At 66.0% G+C, this 17,421-nt stretch carries 13 protein-coding genes and 1 riboswitch; of the genes, 5 read left to right on the top strand and 8 right to left on the bottom strand.

Translation table 11 applies throughout. The features are described 5' to 3' along the window. The 3 genes from BSZ14_RS05600 to BSZ14_RS05590 all read left to right on the top strand — a co-directional run. The coding region (locus BSZ14_RS05600) for an OprO/OprP family phosphate-selective porin (protein WP_076710155.1) at window positions 1-1,438 on the top strand (1,438 nt) is incomplete at its 5' end. Window positions 1,439-2,014: 576 nt separating this feature from the next. Continuing rightward, window positions 2,015-2,257: a hypothetical protein gene (locus BSZ14_RS05595; RefSeq protein WP_076710154.1), complete on the top strand. Its 243-nt coding sequence runs from the start codon at window positions 2,015-2,017 to the stop codon at window positions 2,255-2,257. Window positions 2,258-2,362: 105 nt separating this feature from the next. After that, window positions 2,363-3,058 carry a nicotinamidase gene (locus BSZ14_RS05590; protein WP_198930453.1) on the top strand — a complete coding sequence of 232 codons (696 nt, stop codon included), beginning with the start codon at window positions 2,363-2,365 and terminating at the stop codon, window positions 3,056-3,058. Here BSZ14_RS05590 and BSZ14_RS05585 read toward each other — a convergent pair. From BSZ14_RS05585 to BSZ14_RS05570, 4 genes are all read right to left on the bottom strand, one after another. Then, window positions 3,009-3,503, bottom strand: a complete 495-nt coding sequence (locus BSZ14_RS05585) for a cupin domain-containing protein (protein ID WP_241823650.1) — start codon at window positions 3,501-3,503, stop codon at window positions 3,009-3,011. The genes BSZ14_RS05590 and BSZ14_RS05585 overlap by 50 nt on opposite strands. A 103-nt stretch (window positions 3,504-3,606) precedes the next feature. Further along, window positions 3,607-4,167, bottom strand: coding sequence for a nicotinamide riboside transporter PnuC (gene pnuC, locus BSZ14_RS05580; protein ID WP_076710152.1), 561 nt, complete (start codon window positions 4,165-4,167; stop codon window positions 3,607-3,609). Beyond that, window positions 4,164-5,321: a phosphotransferase enzyme family protein gene (locus BSZ14_RS05575; RefSeq protein WP_076710151.1), complete on the bottom strand. Its 1,158-nt coding sequence runs from the start codon at window positions 5,319-5,321 to the stop codon at window positions 4,164-4,166. The genes pnuC and BSZ14_RS05575 overlap by 4 nt, the downstream gene beginning before the upstream one ends. 2 nt (window positions 5,322-5,323) lie before the next feature. Next, window positions 5,324-7,594, bottom strand: coding sequence for a TonB-dependent receptor domain-containing protein (locus BSZ14_RS05570; RefSeq protein WP_083748131.1), 2,271 nt, complete (start codon window positions 7,592-7,594; stop codon window positions 5,324-5,326). Window positions 7,595-7,655: 61 nt separating this feature from the next. Then, a riboswitch (TPP riboswitch) is annotated at window positions 7,656-7,765 on the bottom strand. Window positions 7,766-8,011: 246 nt separating this feature from the next. Between BSZ14_RS05570 and BSZ14_RS05565 the strand changes: the two genes are divergently transcribed. Continuing rightward, a complete protein-coding gene (locus tag BSZ14_RS05565) occupies window positions 8,012-9,838 on the top strand; it encodes a DUF885 domain-containing protein (RefSeq protein WP_076710150.1) in 1,827 nt (608 codons plus the stop codon). 9 nt (window positions 9,839-9,847) lie between these two features. Here the strand turns inward: BSZ14_RS05565 and BSZ14_RS05560 are convergent, their stop codons facing one another. Continuing rightward, on the bottom strand, window positions 9,848-11,656 hold the full coding sequence (locus BSZ14_RS05560) for a M14 family metallopeptidase (protein ID WP_083748126.1): 1,809 nt from the start codon (window positions 11,654-11,656) through the stop codon (window positions 9,848-9,850). A 166-nt stretch (window positions 11,657-11,822) separates the two neighbouring features. Between BSZ14_RS05560 and BSZ14_RS05555 the strand changes: the two genes are divergently transcribed. After that, the gene (locus tag BSZ14_RS05555; protein ID WP_076710148.1) at window positions 11,823-13,010 is read left to right on the top strand and encodes a DUF2252 family protein; all 1,188 of its coding nucleotides are present in this window, start codon (window positions 11,823-11,825) and stop codon (window positions 13,008-13,010) included. Here the strand turns inward: BSZ14_RS05555 and BSZ14_RS19250 are convergent. From BSZ14_RS19250 to BSZ14_RS05545, 3 genes are all read right to left on the bottom strand, one after another. Beyond that, entirely contained in the window at window positions 13,007-13,264 is a 258-nt protein-coding gene (locus BSZ14_RS19250) for a hypothetical protein (RefSeq protein WP_139330339.1), read from the bottom strand. The genes BSZ14_RS05555 and BSZ14_RS19250 overlap by 4 nt on opposite strands. Window positions 13,265-13,425: 161 nt before the next feature. Then, on the bottom strand, window positions 13,426-15,651 hold the full coding sequence (gene katG / locus BSZ14_RS05550) for a catalase/peroxidase HPI (protein ID WP_076710147.1): 2,226 nt from the start codon (window positions 15,649-15,651) through the stop codon (window positions 13,426-13,428). A gap of 162 nt (window positions 15,652-15,813) precedes the next feature. After that, on the bottom strand, window positions 15,814-17,370 hold the full coding sequence (locus BSZ14_RS05545) for a DHA2 family efflux MFS transporter permease subunit (protein WP_076710146.1): 1,557 nt from the start codon (window positions 17,368-17,370) through the stop codon (window positions 15,814-15,816). Between the last annotated feature and the right edge of the window lie 51 nt (window positions 17,371-17,421).

Here is a 17,421-nt window from a genome sequence, read left to right as displayed (position 1 = left end):
CGGTGAGGATGTCGCACGCCTGACCCGCCTCGTCGAACAGCAACAGGCGCAGATCGAGCGGCTGGAAGCCCGGCTGGCGGCGGTCGAAGGCGGCAAGCCCCAGGCGCTCGCCGCCGCCCCGCTCGGCCAGCCGCTGCCCAGCGACGCGCATCCCCTCACCCCGCCGCAGATCACGGCACAGGCCAGGCAGGCTGCTCGTACGCCCGCGCCGCTCGGCCAGTCGCTGCCCAGCGATGCACACCCGCCCTCGCTCGACGCGCGTCTGGCGCGGATCGAGAAGGCGCAGAAGGAAGGCGTGCACGTCGACTGGTCGAAGGGCACGCCGGAGTTCACCAGCACGGACGGCAAATTCTCGTTCCGCCCGCGCGGCCGTATCCTGGTCGACCTTGCGACCACGACCGGCAGCACGCTCCCGAGCCGGAACATCACTGCCACCACCGCCCGCTCGCTACGCCTGGGTTTCGAGGGATCGATCGGATCACACCTCTCCTATCTGCTGGAGGGCGATTTCGCCGACAACAACCCGGCGATCAAATCCGCCTATCTCGCCTGGACGACCGGCTTTCTGGGACAGCAGGCCGAGTTCGCAATGGGCAACCGCCTGAACGATCGCGGGCTGGACGGGTCGAGCGGCACCATCTCGGTCCCCTTCATGGAACGCAATTTCGTCGGCGCAGGGATCATCCCCGTGCGCGGCTTCTTCGGACTGGGCGCGGCCGCCCGCGTATACGGCGATGGCTGGCATGTCGGGGTGCAGGTGTCGGGCGACGACATCAGCAATCCGGGCACGGAAAGCGACGGCCTGAGCATCGCGGGGCGTGCGCATTGGAACCCGGTCAAGACCGCCGGCTGGCTGGTCCATCTGGGCCTCTGGGGCTTTCGCGAGACGATCGCCGCCGATGCGACCCGCCCGACGCGCAGCATCGCGGTCGGCGGCTTCTTCAACGACAATCTCCGCATCGTGCCGGGCACGTTCACCGGCGCGCGGACGGGCGCAGGCTATGGTTTCGAGCTGGGCACCTTCCACAAGTCGCTCTGGGCCTATGGCGAATATGGCAAGCGGCGGATCGAGAACCGCGCGGGCGCCTCGACCGGCCAGTCGGCCTGGGCGGTGCAGGCGGGCTGGTTCCTGACCGGCGAGACCCCGCCCTATCTGACGCGCGGCGGCGTATGGAGCCGCCCCAAGGTGCTGCGTCCCTTCACCTCGGGCGGGCGCGGGGCGATCGAGCTTGCCACCCGTTACGAGGAACTGGATTACAGTGACAATCCTACGGCCGGACGCGGCACCGCGCTGACGCTGGGCATCAACTGGTATCTCAATAATTTCGTCCGGCTGCAGGTGAACGCGATCGACTGGACCATTGCCAATCCCGTCCAGCTCCGTGGAGCCAAGGACCACGGCCAGACCCTGATCGGGCGCGCCCAGATCGCCTTTTGACGGCACGGAGCGCAAGCGCGTGCCCCATTGCCGACCGTGACGTGCCCGGACTGGACGAATGCCTTATGAAACGGGCGAGCTGTACCGGCTGAGAAGCCCGACCCGATCGCCCTGTCGCCGCATCCTGCAGCACGACGCCGTCCGCCAGATAACGCGCCAGCCGCGCCCAGGCCAGGGTCGGGTCGAACAGTACGCGGAGCAGGTCAACACCCGGTACAGCCCGGTTTTCGCCCCCTGCGGTCAACGGCAGCCGCCCGTCACTCTCGAATAGGTCGCGTGCCGATCGACATCCCCGCCTGGTCGCGCACGACGATTGACCCCGCCTGATGGTGGAGCTGCCCCGGCATCGAAAGCGCGGCCTTCCCTATATGCCAGAGCGGGGTTCGCAACGATATGCACCATCCATCAAGAATCGGATCCCGACATGGGACCGACGTGATGCGAGGGGCATCGCCGGTCGCGACCCGAAACAGCTCCCGCCCAATGGCTGGCACCTCCCCCTATCTTCACAAACACGGAAAGGGCCTGCCTCAAAATCGTGGACCGTGCGTTGGACCTAGGAAGAAGGAGAAGGTCATGTCCCAGGAAGTCCCCACGGCCCCAGAACCTGCCAGCTTTGCCGATCTGCCTATCCAGCCGACCGGATCGGGCGTACAGGATCTCGAGATCGCCTATGAGCAGATGCAACTGGCCAATGGCGACCCCGCATCGGCGGACGAACTGCGGGGCCAGGGCGTCGAGGGCGTTTCCCGCCACGACACCGTGATGCCGATCGAGGATGAGGAAGCCGCGATCATCAGTGCCGCCCATCCGAGCTGACCGCGCACCGGGTCCGCTGCATTGGCCCCTATGGCCACGTCGCGCCGACGCTGGCCTTAGGGTTCCTCCCATCGTAAACCGCGTCCGCTTGCAAGGGAGACGCAGATGGGCACCCAGCCTTTGACGGACGATCAGGCCATCATGGGGTCGGACGCCTTGATCGTCGTCGATCCGCAGATCGATTTCTGTCCCGGCGGCCGGTTGGCCGTGGCGGGTGGCGACGAGATCATGGCGGATATCGGCGCGCTCGCCTCGCGTTTCCGCCACGTCGTCGTCACGCAGGACTGGCACCCCGCCGGACATCTGTCTTTTGCGAGCAGCCATCCCGGTCGGCAGCCGTTCGACAGGATATCAATGCCTTATGGCGAACAGGTGTTATGGCCCGATCACTGCATCCAGGGAACGGCCGGAGCCGAATTCCATCCCGGCGTGCAAGGCGCGATCGACCGTGCCGACCTCATCATCCGGAAAGGCTGTAATCCACAGGTCGATTCCTATTCGGCCTTTTATGAGAATGACCAGACGACGAAGACCGGCCTTGCGGGCTATCTCCGTGACAAGCAGGTCCGACGATGCGTGTTCGTCGGGCTGGCCTATGATTTCTGCGTGGCCTGGTCGGCCCTGGATGCCCGGCGCGAGGGTTTTGAGGCCGTCGTCCTGAAGGATCACACAAGGGCAATCGGCATGCCGCTTGGCGACGGGACGACGATCGAGGAAGCAGAGGCACGGTTCCGCGCCGCCGATGTCCGGTTCATCGGGCGGGTAGCTTGGTCCCCAGCAGCACCAGACGATCGCCCGTAATCCCGAACCAGTGCGGCACCCCCGCAGGGAGCAGCAACACATCGCCGGGTCGCAGGGGGCGCGTCGTACCCCCCTCGATCCGCTCACCCTCGATCAGGTCGGCGCGGCGCGTGGCCGGCGCGACGAGGGTGCCGCCGGAGATCAGCGTACCGGCCCCTTCCAACACGATGGCATATTCCGCTTCTGCCGGATGAACCGCCGGACGACCGGGCTTCTTCCATATTTCGATCGCGGCGACACGCGCGCCGTCGCGGAGCAGCGGACGCCATGCAAAGCCCTGGCCCGGCTTCATGTCGGCCAGCATCGCCGCGATCTGCGTACGGACATCGCTGGCACTCGCCAGATCGGGCGCGCCGGGACCGGCGGGAACGTTCGCCGATTGCGCCGTCGCGCCGGTCGACGCCACTGCGCCCGCCAGCAGCACCGCCGCCATAGCGGCAGACATTTTCCTGATGGGACTCCGCATCTTACAACCCCTCCCTGTTATCGGATCGTTGTTGCATCAAGAGGCGACCGGGGCAACACGCCCGCACCCGATGCCCCATCCGTCATTCCCCAGACGCGGTCTTGCGCCAATCACGATAGCCGATAACCGCAAGGCCGATCATCACCGCGTACAGCCCTGCGGTCAGCATCAGGCCCTTGAAGACGAACATGCCGACGTAGACGATATCGACCGCGATCCAGAGCAGCCAGTTCTCGCGGTGCTGCCGCGCCGTCCAATATTGCGCGACCAGGCTGAAACTGCTGAGCGTCGCGTCCAGCCATGGCAACGCCGCATCGGTGTGGTGGCTGGTGAACCAGCCGATCGCGAGCGCCCCCAGCGCGCCGATCGCCAGCCCCGCCCCGGCTTGTGGGCGTGTCAGAGGCTTGACGACGACCGCGCCGGTGGCGTTCCGGCTCCGGCGCCAGACGATCCAGCCATAGACGATACCGATGCCGAACACCGCCTGCAGCGCCATGTCGGCATAGAGCCGTATGTCGAGGAACAGTTTGAAATACAGCGCGCAGGCGACGAGGTTCAGCGGCCAGCAAAAGACGTTACGCCTCGCCGTCAGCCAGATCGCCAGGAAACTGATCGCGACCGCCGCGATCTCCAATGCCGTCATGTCAGGTCCAGCCCGATGCGAAGGCTAGCGAGGAAATCCAGCCCCGCGAACGATTGAAACCATTCCGCATGGCCCAGAAGATATCCCTCCCACGCCAGCAATGCCGCATTGGTATCACCGACCACCCCGGCGAAATAGTCGATCTCCGACAAGGCGAACTCGATATGGACCAGCGGCAGCAACCGGACGATCGCCTCCTTCACGACGGCATCGAGCGGGCGGAGCGTTTCATACCCGGCGATCAGGGATAGAGCGGTCACGGGGTCGCCGATGTGGTCATCCCGCCGCTCCCCCAGCTCCAACCAGGCAAAGGCCGTCCGCTCGACCGCGGTCGCCAGCTCATGCGCCGCACAGGTCCGGTCGGCCAGCCCGAAGTCGAACACGGTTTCGACCCCGCCATCCGCCGACCAGAGCAGGTTGGAGGGATGCCAGTCATTATGCGTCCACAAGCGCTTTTGACGGGCCAACCCAGGCGCAAGCCCTTCTCCCAATGTGGCAAACAATGATGCCAAGCCATTGTGCCAATTTCTTTTCTTGAGAAATTCGGCAAGCGCTGGCCGGCCATTGATATAGGCCTGCACCGCCGCCATCGGATCGGCAGCTGACAGGATCGAGAGGCTTGCGACCAGAGGCTGGACGGCACGTGCCGGAGCGTCATAGCCTTCGGAGGCGCGATGCAATTGCGCCAGTGCGACACCGGCGGCACGGGCGTGATCGCCGGTCTGAAAGGGGGTCCAGGACAATCGATCCCGATACAGATCCTCTCCGGGCGCCTGACGGTGAAGCTCATAGGTCCAGTCGCCCCGTGCGATCGCGCTCGCGCCCTCCCCGGTACGCAACAGGTCGGGCACCGGCATCCCGGCGGCGGCGAGATGTGCGATGAACCCATGCTCCTCGGCCAGTCCCGCCACGCTCCGCACCCGGCGATCATGCCGCTTCAAAAGAAGCGAGCCGCCGCTCGTATGGATCAGCGTGGCGGCGGAAAAGGGACGCGGCGAATGCCAGTGCAGCGCTTCGAGCGCGGACGCATCTGGAAAGCACGCCAGCACCGCCGCCGCTTCATCGGGCGTGATCGCGGGCCAGGTGGGGGCCTCCATCGCCAGCCCCATGCCGTGGACACAGTGCGCCCCGGCCGGATCGCCTGCCCCGATCATGCTCAGAAAGCGCGCGACACGGTGGCGACCACCGCTGCACCGCCGCCGACATAATAGCCTGGCGCATTGCCCGTAATGACCGTGCCACCGCGCCCGATCGTATCGCGGGCATTGGTCGTCACGGCCTGCACGCCCGCCAGGACATGCGGATTGGTGACGTTGATCGCATTCAGGCGCAAGTCGGTCCGCTTGCCGTCGAGCCAGTCGGCCAGATGGATACCGATCGCCAGATCCAGCGTCGCATAGCCGGGGATGCTCTCGTCATTCATGAAGGTCGCATATTGGCGACCGACATATTTGCCCGCGATGCTGCCGAACAGCAGCCCGTCGTCATAGGTGCCGCCGCCGCCGACCTGGACGGTCGGGCTGGACACCGCGCGCTTGCCCTGCGTCGGCAGCAAGTCCATGCCGACCGGCAGATCATCGTCGATCCGCGCGCGGAGATATTCGCCCGAGATATAGACGCTGACGCCCCTGGCCGGGCGATAGTCGATCTCGGCGTCGACGCCATAAGAGGTCTGTCCCCCGGCATTCAGCGTGGTGTTGACCAGCGCACCGCCATTGTCGACGACGGTCGCCAACTGTCGGTTGCGGAACTTGTAGTGGAAGCCGGTGACGGACGCCGACAGGCTGGGGCCGATATAGCGATAGCCCAGTTCCTGCGACACCGAATACTCGTTCTTTACAGCGTCTGTGCCGCGCGTCGTGACCACGCCGCCATAATAGCTGTCATACAGCGTGAATTCGTTGGGCGCGCGGAAATTGGTGGTGATGTTGGCGAACAGCTGCTGCCGATCATCGATGTCGTAATGGACGGCGGCGCGCGGCAAGGCGACGAAGCTGTTGCGGCGGACTTCGCTTTGCGGCCCAGGCAGATAGTTTCGGCCATTGCGCAGCAGGTTGACGCCCTTGAACCCGATATCGACGGTCAGGCGCGGGGTCAGCGTGATGCTGTCGGCCAGAAAGACGCTCTTCGTCACGGTGACGGTGCGCTGGTTCTCATAGGCGAGCAGGCGGCCGTCGGCGGTGCGGATCGCCCGGCTGCGATAGCCCCAGCGGTCGACGGGGCGGCCGTCTGCGTCGATCGCGCTATAGGTCTGCGTCACCCGGTCGGTGCCGTAATCGAACCACAGCCCCGCGGTCAGCCGGTGGATGCCAGCCTGCAAGGTCAGCCTGGCGACCTGCCCCGCCCGCATCTGGTCGCCCGTATAATTGCCCAGCACCGTCGCCACGCCGTCCACGGCCCCGGGCAATAGGATCGGCTGGGTCAGTTCCTCATTGCCGAGGAAGTTGCCGGTCGTCGCCAGCTGGGTGCCATAGGGCGAATTGCCATAGCCGAACTGGAGATAGGTCGTGCTGTCGAAGGTCAGTCGGTCGGACAGCACCAGATGCACCGGTGCCGAGGCATAGAGGTTGCGGAACGGCGCGCGGTACAGTTCCCAGTAATTGGTGTCGCCCGGCGTATAGCGCGCGTCGTAATTGAACCCGCGCCCCTGCGCCTGCCACTCCGCCAGCGTCGGGCTGGGGTAAGCGGACGAATTGGCGTCATTGTACGACAGCGCCAGGCTGGCGCGATTGCCGTTCCCCCATTCGCGTAGCAGCTTGGCATCGACATGCTGGCGCGTGTCATATCCCGCCCCCCGCCAATTGTCCGCGCGCGTGTTGGAATAGGAGACGAACGCCTTCAGGCCCGTGCTCCCGATCTCTCCCGTATCGACCCGGACGAAGACGCGGCGCATGTCGTAGGAACCCAGCGCCAGGTCGGCGAGCAGCTGCCGCGTGGCCTTGGGATCGTCCAGGCTCAGCGACAGCAATCCACCCGCGCCCACGACGGTCGGTGCAGCGATATCCACCGATCCCGGCGACAGCGCGATGCGGCGCAGATTTTCGGTATCGGCGAATTGCGACGGATAGGCGTAATAATAACCGATATCATTCTGCGGCGCCCCTTCCATCAGCACGCCGATTTCGTCCTGCCCCAGGCCGCGTAGCGTCAGGCTGGAGCTGGTCGACAGGCCGTAAGGGTCGCTGGAGGCGACGTTCGCGCCGGGCAGCAGATTGACGAGTTGAAAGGCGTTCTGGGTCGGGGCCTGCTTGACGATGAAGTCGGTCGCGACCTCGCTCACCGCGCGGGGATCGGTCTGCTCGGGTAGCAAGCCTTCGGGATCGCGGTGGCCGATCACCCGGATATCGGCCGAGGCACCGACGGTTTGCTGCGCCGAGACGGCCACCGGCCATGCGGCGGACAGCATCAGGACAGCAAGGCGGATCATCGTCTGATCGCGTGAAATCACAACCGGCATCGTCTCTTCGTCCACTTCACGGAGGGACGACGGAGGAACCGCGCACCCTCCCTACGCCGGTATGACCCGGATCAGGTTCAGCGGGTCATGGGCTGCTGCCCATCTCTCAACCGCGCATCAGCGGCCCCCCGGGGATGGCGCCGTCTAGGCGGTTATGCGCCGCGTGCAAATGCTTATCGCGCCTGGCGTTGCCAGAAGTCCTTGCTGACCCATAGCGAGCGGGGATATCCCTGGACCATGCTCCGCATGGCCCCTCCCCCTACCGGGGAGCAATGACGGTGGAACCGCACCTATGGAATAGCACCGGCTGCGCGAAAGCCCCGCTTGCCCAGCAGCCACTTTGTCGCCTAGCTTCCCGTAACTAGCGTTATAAAGGGGGAAATCGACATGGATCGCCGCAACTTCATCTTGTCCGGTGCGGCGACCGCCGGGCTGACCATGTTGCCCGCACGGTCCGCCTTCGCGCAGGCGTCCGGCGCCACACCCGCCGCCTCGTCGCCGGGCGACGCGCGACTGAACACGGCTTTCGATCAGGTCCTGGCCGAGACGGTACGCCAGTCTCCCGAATTCGCCACGTCGCTGGGTCTCGACACCGGCCAGAATGCCGATCTTCGTCACAAGCTGGGCGACAACAGCTATGGCGCTATCGCCAAGGACCTGGCCCGCAACCGCAAGGCCCTTGCGCTCGTCACCGCCGTCGACCCCGCCTCGCTGTCGCCACAGGCACGGATCGATCGCGAGGTCGTGCTCTACAACATCAAGTCGAACATGATCGGCCCGGAGCAGTTCGGCCTGTCCTCGCCACAGGGACCCTATCCGATCTCGCAGCAGGACGGCGTGTATTTCTCGCTACCCGACTTCCTGGCCTCGACCCACCCGGTGAAGACATCGGACGATGCCGAGGCGTATCTGGACCGGCTTGCGCTGATGGGGCGTCAGCTCGACAACGAAACCGATGTGCAGCGGCGGGAAGCCGCCAAGGGCCGCCTGGCCCCCGACTTCTCGCTCGACCTCGCGCTGGGCCAGATGGCGAAGCTCCGTGCGCCCGCCGCCGCCGACAGCCAGCTGGTCGAGGCGCTGACCCGCCGCACCGCTGCGGCGAATATCGGCGGCGACTGGAAGGCGCGCGCGACCCGGATCGTGGCGGAACAGGTCTATCCCGCGCTCGACCGCCAGATCGCCCTGCTGCGCTCGCTACGCCCCTCGGCCCGCAGCGCCGCGGGCATCTGGGCGCTGCCCGATGGCGAGGCGATGTATGCCGCGGCGCTCGCCCAGGCCACCACCACCACCCTGTCGCCCGACGCGGTGCATCGCATGGGCCTGCAACAGGTCGCAGAGTTGACCGCGCAGCTCGACACGATCCTGCGGGGCCAGGGCCTGACGCAAGGCAGCGTCGGTGCGCGCCTCGATCAGCTCAACCGCCAGCCTGCGCAGCTCTTTGCCGATGACGACGCCGGGCGCGCCGAACTGCTGGCCAGCCTCAACGCCAGCGTAAAGGCAATGCAGGCCCGCCTGCCCCAGGCGTTCACGAACCCGCCCAACGCCGCGCTGGAAATCCGCCGGGTCGCGCCCGAGATCCAGGACGGCGCGCCCAATGGTTATTATTTCCGTGCCCCCCTCAATGGTTCGCGCGCCGCCATCTACTGGATCAATCTCAAGAACGTCCATGACTGGCCGAAATACACGCTGCCCAGCCTGACCTATCATGAGGGCGTGCCGGGCCATCACCTTCAGATCTCGACCGCCCAGCGCGCGCCGACCCATCCGCTGCGCAAGATCGCCTTTTTCAATGCCTATCTCGAAGGCTGGGCGCTTTATGCCGAGCAATTGGCCGACGAATTGGGCGGCTATGCCTCACCCGTCGAGCGTGCAGGCTATCTTCAGTCCTTCCTGTTCCGCGCCGCGCGGCTGGTGGTCGATACGGGCATCCATACCAAGCGCTGGACGCACCACCAGGCGACCAGATATCTTGTCGACACGGTCGGCTTCGCCCCCGGCCGTTCGCAGCGCGAGGTGGAGCGCTATTGCGTCTCGCCCGGCCAGGCCTGCAGCTACAAGATCGGCCATGCCGCCTGGCTGCGCGCCCGCGAAAAGGCCAAGGCGATCGCGGGCGGTCGTTTCGACCTGAAGCATTTCCACGACGTGCTGGAAGCGGGCGCGATGCCGCTGTCGATGCTCGAGCGGATCGTCGAGGAGCGCGCCCGCGCGGTCTGAGGCCGTGCGTCAGTCCACCTCGCGCGCGATCGGATAGCGAAGCGGATAGGGATGCCCCGGCCCGGCCTCGGCATAAAGCCAGGCCAGCCGGGCATCCGGGTCGGCGGCAAAGGCGGGCTCGTCCTTGAGTTTCTGCTCGAAACGCCGCTTCACATCGGCATCGGTTTCGAGCAGCCGCTCTCCCAAAGCGGCGAGGACATAGGCGTCGGTGCTGGGCGCCGGTGCCAGCATCTCCGGGAAAAAGCCCCATGCCAGGAACGAGTCCTGGCTTTCGGGTTCCAGCAGGGATGCGGCCAGCAAGCCGAGCGGCTGGTCGGCCGGAACACGGACGCTGCCCGCCGGCATCTCCTGCTCCGCGCTCTCATGGGCGAAGCGGGCGGTGATCGGATAGCGCCCCTCATTGGGCTGGGACAGCTTCGGATCGATCAGCCGCACGCGGTCGAGTTGGCGGGTCTGCGGCGCTTGTAGCGTCTCGAACCGGATGCCGTGCAGGCGGAGCCGTTCGATCACCTCGGTCTGCTCGGGCGGAATCCACCAGGCCTTGGGCAGGCGAACGCTCTCGACCGGCTGTTGGCCGATGATCGGCATCTGGAAAGTGATCGGCTTGCCCAGCCAGCGCTGTTCGTCGCGCCCGGAGGCGGGCGAGCGATAGGTGTCGAAGGCGACGCCCTTGAAATTCTCGATCCAGCCGATCGGCGCGGCGGCGGGCTTCCACCGCGTCAGCAACTCGGTGGGGCGGCTCGCCCGGTCGGCCGCCTTGGCTTCCGCGATACGGGCGCGATCGGTGGCGGCGACCTTCAGCGCGGCTTCCAACAGGACATAGGTTCCCAGGACGCGCTGGCGATAGGGCTTGAGCATATGGTTCTCGACCAGCACGGTCGGCATGCCGATGAAATCGCCATAGCCGGTCGAGTAGCGCGGCCCCTCCGGGCTGTAGCGGATGCCCTTCTCAGGGTGGCGGGTGTCGATCGGGCTGGGATAGATGATGGGGGTGTGGCCTGAGGCGGTCAGCGCACTGGATACCGCCGGACCGAAGCGCCCCTCCAGCCACTCGGCGGTGGCGCGATGCCGCGCATAGGTGCCCCAACCGGCATAGGTGAAGGTCACGTCATACTGCATGTCGAAGCCTTCGCTGACATGGCAGTCGATATAGAGGATCGGATCGAGCCCCCGGATCAGGCCGATCATCGCGCGCGACTCCGGCGCGTCCAGCTTGGCATAATCGCGATTGAGGTCGATATTGCGCGCATTGGCATCCCGGCCCTTCTCGGCGGGGCCACGGATGTGTGGATAGTTGTAGGCGCTCCTCTGTTCATGCCCATCGATATTGTAGATCGGCACGAACACCAGATCGACCCGATCGAGCAGGCTGTCCTTCCCGCGCAGTGCAATGTCGCGCAAGAGCATCAGCCCGGCGTCCTTGCCGTCGATCTCACCCGAGTGGATGCCGCCCTGCACCAGCACGACCGGCTTGCCCGTGCCGCCCTTGCTGGCGCGGACATAGATCATCTCGCGCCCCTCGGCGGTGCGGCCGAACGTCCTGACGCTGATAAGGGGTGACGCGGCCTCCAGACGTGCCAGCCATGCCCTGACCTCCGCATAGCGTGGCGTCGTCCGGAACCCCGATGCCTCGGCCGGGGTGATCCAGGGGTCGCCCGCCTTTACGATCAGGGCTTCGCTTTTCCCCGACCATGGCAATGTCGGCGGCAAGCGTGCGGGCTGCTGCGCGTTCAGATTGCCTGCCGTTGCAAACAGCAAAAGGGCGAGAAAAGAGGCACGCTTGGTTTGCAAGGCAGCACTTTCGTGGGAAGCGGTCATAACGCCGCCGCCATATGATACGTTATAGCGTAACACAAGACAGCGGCTGCGCCCGCACGACGCGGCTTCGGTGGCGGCAGTGCAAATAGCACAGCCAGCAATGTTTTGTTACTTTCCGCGCGCCCTCGCGTTGTTGTCATTCCATTCGCTTGAGGTCCCGCCACACATGCCCCTGCCTGCCGATCGTAGTGCTATTCTAGAAGCCCGACGTACTCTGAAGATGGCGCGATCCGCCCATGCCTATGTCCGGGGGAACACGGCGAAATTCTACGAATGGCTGGCGGCGTCCAAGGCGGCGCGGCGGGTGCCGCAGGGACCGGCGATCTGGATTTGCGGCGACTGCCATCTGGGCAATCTCGGGCCGGTCGCCGATGGGCGTGGCTCGGTGGAAATCCAGATCCGCGATCTCGATCAGGCCGTGATCGGCAATCCCGCGCACGACCTCATCCGGCTCGGCCTGTCGCTGGCCACGGCCGCTCGTGGCTCCGACCTGCCCGGCGTCGTGACGATGCGCATGATGGAGGCGATCGTCGAAGGCTATGCCGCGGCCATCGGCGGTCCCGATCACGACGATCCCGACCTCGACTCCGAGATCGTCCGCAGCGTCGAGCGCGAGGCCCTGGGTCGGCGCTGGCGCCATCTGGCCAAGGAGAGGCTGGACGCGGTCGAACCCTGCATCCCGCTGGGCAAGAAATTCTGGGAGCTTTCGCCCGACGAACGCGAGGCGCTGACCCTGCTGTTCGCCGACGAACGGGTCGGTGCCATGGTCCTCTCGCTGAAGGGCAAGCCGCAGGACCGCGAGGTCCGGCTGGTCGACGCCGCCTATTGGATGAAGGGGTGCAGTTCGCTCGGACTGCTGCGCTATGCCGCGATCGTGGCGCTCCGGACGCGCAAGGGCAACTGGTCCTATGCGCTGGTCGACCTGAAGGAAGCGACCGCCCCCATCGCACCCGCAGCGTCCGGTGCGGAAATGCCGGGCGATCCCGCGGAACGTGTGGTGATCGCGGCCCGCCATATGTCCCCCTATCTCGGCGAGCGGATGATGCCCGTCACGATGCTGGACCGTTCGCTGTTCATGCGCGAACTGACCCCGCACGACATGAAGCTGGAGGTCGAGCAGTTCAGCCAGGGCGAGGCGGTACGCGCCGCCCGGCACCTCGCTTTCGTCGTCGGCACCGCCCATGCGCGTCAGCTGGACACGGCCGCCCGTTCCGATTGGCTGGCGACGATCGAAGCGGATAGGAGCGGCGCGCTCGATACGCCGTCATGGCTCTGGGAAAGCGTCGTCATGCTCTCCGGCAGCCACGAAGCGGGCTATCTCGAACACTGCCGACGCTATGCCATCGCCGCCTAGCGATCCGTCGGGATTTGCCCGTTGGCCTCGGCGATCAGCCGCGCCATGCGCTCGGCATCCTTGGCGACCTGTTCGTCGTCCAGCTCACGGCGCAACCATCGCACCTCGTGGAGATTGCCGTGTTCGTCGAGTTCACCGCAGCCGATCCGCTTGCCATAGTCCAGCAACGCGCAAGTCGCCCCGGGGACATGCGTCCGTACGATCCTCTGGACCTCATCGATAACATATTCGCCCGAACCAGCAATTTGTGCCATATCATCCTCTGATCGAGCCTCCGGATAGCATTCGCATCCGCGCGCGCGAAGTCGTTTCTCCCCCTGCCCCATACGAGACAGCATCGCGAATACGAAAAAAGGGGCGCGGCACACCGGACCAGCGTCCCGTGCATCGCGCCCCCATAGAGCAACCTGAGAACTTAGCTGGCCTGGTCGGCCGACACCGGCTTGGCGGTCACGTCGAAGCGGTCGGCGTTCATCACCTTCACCCACGCCCGCACGAAGTCGCGGACGAACTTCTCTTCATGCCCGTTCTCGGCATAGACCTCGGCCGTCGCGCGCAGCTGCGAATTGGAGCCAAAGATCAGGTCGGTCCGCGTCGCCCGCCACTTTTCCTGGCGGCCGCCACGGTCGTAACCGATGAACTTCTCATCGCTCGACGCATCGACCAGATCCCAGAAGGTATCATTGTCGAGCAGGTTGACGAAGAAGTCGTTGGTCAACTGACCCGGACGGTCGGTCAGGACACCTTCCGGCGCATCGCCGACATTCGCGCCCAGCACGCGCAGGCCACCGACCAGCACTGTCATCTCCGGCGCGGACAGTCCCAGCAGCGCCGCCCGGTCGAGCAGCAGTTCCTCGGTCTTCACCGGGTTGCGGGTCTTCAGATAGTTGCGGAAGCCATCGGCCTGCGGCTCCATCCACTTGAAGCTCTCGACATCGGTCCATTCCTGCGTCGCATCGCCGCGACCGCCCAGGAACGGAACGCTGACGTCGAACCCGGCGTCACGCGCCGCCTTCTCGACCGCCGCCGAGCCCGCCAGCACGATCGCATCGGCCAGCGACATGTCCCCGCGCAGCTCGTTCAGCTTGGCCAGCACCGTCTGAAGCTGGTCGGGCTCGTTCACCGCCCAGTCCTTCTGCGGCGCCAGCGCGATGCGGGCACCGTTCGCGCCGCCGCGATGGTCCGACCGGCGATAGGTCGATGCCGAAGCCCAGGCGGTCTTGACCAGCTGTGCGACCGTCAGCCCGCTCGAAAGCACCGCCTCCTTGAACGCGGCCACGGCGGCATCCGACGGCGCGGTGCCTTCGGGCACGGGATCCTGCCAGATCAGCGTCTCTTCGGGGGCTTCCGGCCCGAGATAGCGGATCTTCGGCCCCATGTCGCGATGGGTCAGCTTGAACCAGGCGCGGGCGAACGCGTCGTCGAGCGCGGACTGGTCGTCCCGGAAGCGCAGCGCGATCTCGCGGAACTCGGGGTCCATCTTCAGCGCCATGTCGGCGGTTGTCATGATCGTCGGCACGCGCTTGTTCGGGTCGCGCGCGTCGGGGGCCATATCCTCGGGGTCCGGGTTGACCGGGGTCCACTGCTTGGCACCCGCCGGGCTCTGCGTCAGCTCATAGTCGTACTTGAACAGCAGCCGCAGATAGTCGCCGGTCCACTGGGTCGGGTTGTTCGACCAGGCACCTTCGATGCCCGAGGTCGTGATGTGGCCCTTCCCGATCTCCTCGCTGTCGGTCAGCCAGCCGAGCCCCTGCTGGTGGATCGCCTCCGCCGCAGGGTTCTTGAAGCCCGTGGGGGGCTTTGCGCCATGCGCCTTGCCGAAGGCGTGGCCACCGGCGGTCAACGCCACCGTCTCTTCCGAGTTCATGGCCATGCGCTGGAACGTCGCCTTCATGTCGCGCGCCGAGGTCAGCGGATCGGGATTGCCGCCGGGACCTTCGGGGTTGACGTAGATGAGGCCCATCTGGATCGCGGCGAGCGGCCCTTCCAACTCGGGCAGTTCCTCGGTGATGCGGGTCTGCGCGCCTTCATCGACCCACAGCTCCTCGGCGCCCCAGAAGGTATCACCCTCCGACGCATAGACGTCCTTGCGGCCGCCCGCAAAGCCGAAGGTCGGCCCGCCCATGCTCTCGATCGCGACATTGCCCGCCAGGATGAACAGGTCGGCCCAGCTGATATGCTTGCCGTACTTCTGCTTGATCGGCCACAGCAGGCGCCGTGCCTTGTCGAGATTGCCGTTGTCCGGCCACGAGTTGAGCGGCTCGAAACGCTGCTGCCCCGACGACGACCCGCCGCGCCCATCGGTCACGCGATACGTGCCCGCGGCGTGCCAGGCCATGCGGATCATGAACGGGCCATAATGGCCATAGTCCGCCGGCCACCACGGCTTGCTGTCGGTCATCAGCGCGAGCAGGTCGGCCTTGACGGCGGCATAGTCGAGCGCGTTGAACGCCTCGGCATAGTCGAAATCCTCGCCCATCGGATTGGGCGAGACGCCATGCTGGTGCAGCATGTCGACCGGCAGCGAGTCGGGCCACCAATCCTTGTTGGTCCGCCCCAGCAGCGACCGCGCCTTGACCTCGCCGCCGCCCTTGCCGCCCATCGGGCAACCGCCGCCCTTGGGCTTTTCGTAATCGGCCATCTCGGAGTCCTCTTCCAACGGGTGTTCCTATGCGGGGGAAGGTGCCGCATCCGACGATACGCTGTCCAAGCGATTTTTCGGGCCTGACAGATTTCATTAATCGATCACTATCGACGCCGCGTCCATGGAACAAAAACGCCCATAGCGAACCGAGGTCCCGCCTCATTCGGCGGGGGTACGCCGCACCCATAGCACCGCGATCAGGACGATGGCGGTCAGCACCCCGCACATGGCCCAGGCCGCGTTGACGGCAGGGACGAGCGCGGCCTTTTCCACCAGCGGCCGCACCATCTCGACAGCGAAATCGTCGAGCGGCTGGCCACGTTGTTCCAGAAACGCGTCCTTGGGGATACCGATGCGCAGCGCCGTGTCGAGGTCCCCCGCCTGAAGGCGGCTGGCGATATGGCGTCCCTCGGTCGCGGCGCGGCTGAAGATCATCGTGTCGACCAGCGCCAGCCCGACCGCGCCGCCCAGATTGCGCATCAGGTTGAACAGCCCGCTGCCATCCGCGACCAAAGTGCGCGGCAAGCGGCCCAGCGCCATGCGGGTCGGCGGCAACAGGCAGAACATGATCGCCGCCCCGCGCACCACCTGTGGCAGGATCATCGCGTGGAAATCTGTCTGCGCGGTCTGTCCCATGCTCATCAACAGGCCGATCGCGAACAATCCGAAGCCGAAGGCGGTCAGCCAGCGCGGATCGACCCGACGCTCGGCCCAGACCGCGATGGGCGCACTCACCAGCTGCGCGATGCCGGTGATTAGCATGATCTCGCCGATGCGCAGCGCACCATGCTCGCGCACCAGCCCCAGGAAAAAGGGCATCAGATAGGTAGAGCCGAACAGGCCGAATCCCAGCACGAAGCTGAACAGGCACCCGATCGCGAAATTGCGGTCGGCGAAGCAACGCAGCTCGACCAGCGGCACCGCCGCACGCCATGTCCGCACGACGAACAAGGTCCCGCACGCCACGAAGGCCGCCAGCAGGCCCAGCACGCGCCCATCGCCCCAACCGCGCGCCGGTGCGTCCTTCAAGCCGATCTGCAATGCGACGAGCGCGGCGGCGAGCAGAAGCAGCGCCGCGATATCGATGCTACGGCGCGTGCCCGACCGCTCGACCGCCGCCTGCCCGCGCAACAGCCACGCAACGCCCAGCGCCGCGACGATGCCCGGCACGATGTTGATGCGGAACAGCCAGTGCCACGAAAAGGATTGCGTCACCCATCCGCCGACGATCGGCCCGATGGTCGGCGCCAGCACGGCAGCCACACCGGCGATCGTCGTGGCCAGCCCCTGCACCCGCGCCGGGAACAGCAGGAAGACGGCCGAAAACACGATGGGGATCAGCGTGCCGCCCGAAAAGCCCTGCACGACCCGCCACAGGATCAGGGTCTCGAAACTGCCGCTCATCGCGCATCCGATCGAGGCCAGCGTGAACAGGCTGATCGCGCCGACGAACAGCCGCCGCATCCCCAGCACATCGGTCAGATAGCCGGTCAGCGGGATCGCGACGATCTCGGCGGTCAGATAGGCGGTCTGGATCCAGACCATCCGGTCGGGCGTGATGCGCAACGCCGCCTGGATCGTCGGCAGCGAGGTGGCGACGATCTGCACGTCGAGGATCGCCATGAACATGCCCAGACACATGAAGGTGAAGCCCGCCCAAGCGGCGAACCCGGCCGTCTGCGGCTCCACAGCGGGCGATGCGGTTGCCGCCGTCATATCGTCGCTTCGCCTTCCATCCGTCCGCCCTATCCTGTATTTTTCGACAGG

Origin of the sequence: Sphingomonas sp. Sph1(2015), assembly GCF_001970915.1 — a bacterium.
Classification (GTDB): domain Bacteria; phylum Pseudomonadota; class Alphaproteobacteria; order Sphingomonadales; family Sphingomonadaceae; genus Sphingomonas; species Sphingomonas parapaucimobilis.
Note: the sequence above shows the minus strand (reverse complement) of the source record. Positions and strands in the feature narration are given on the sequence as shown.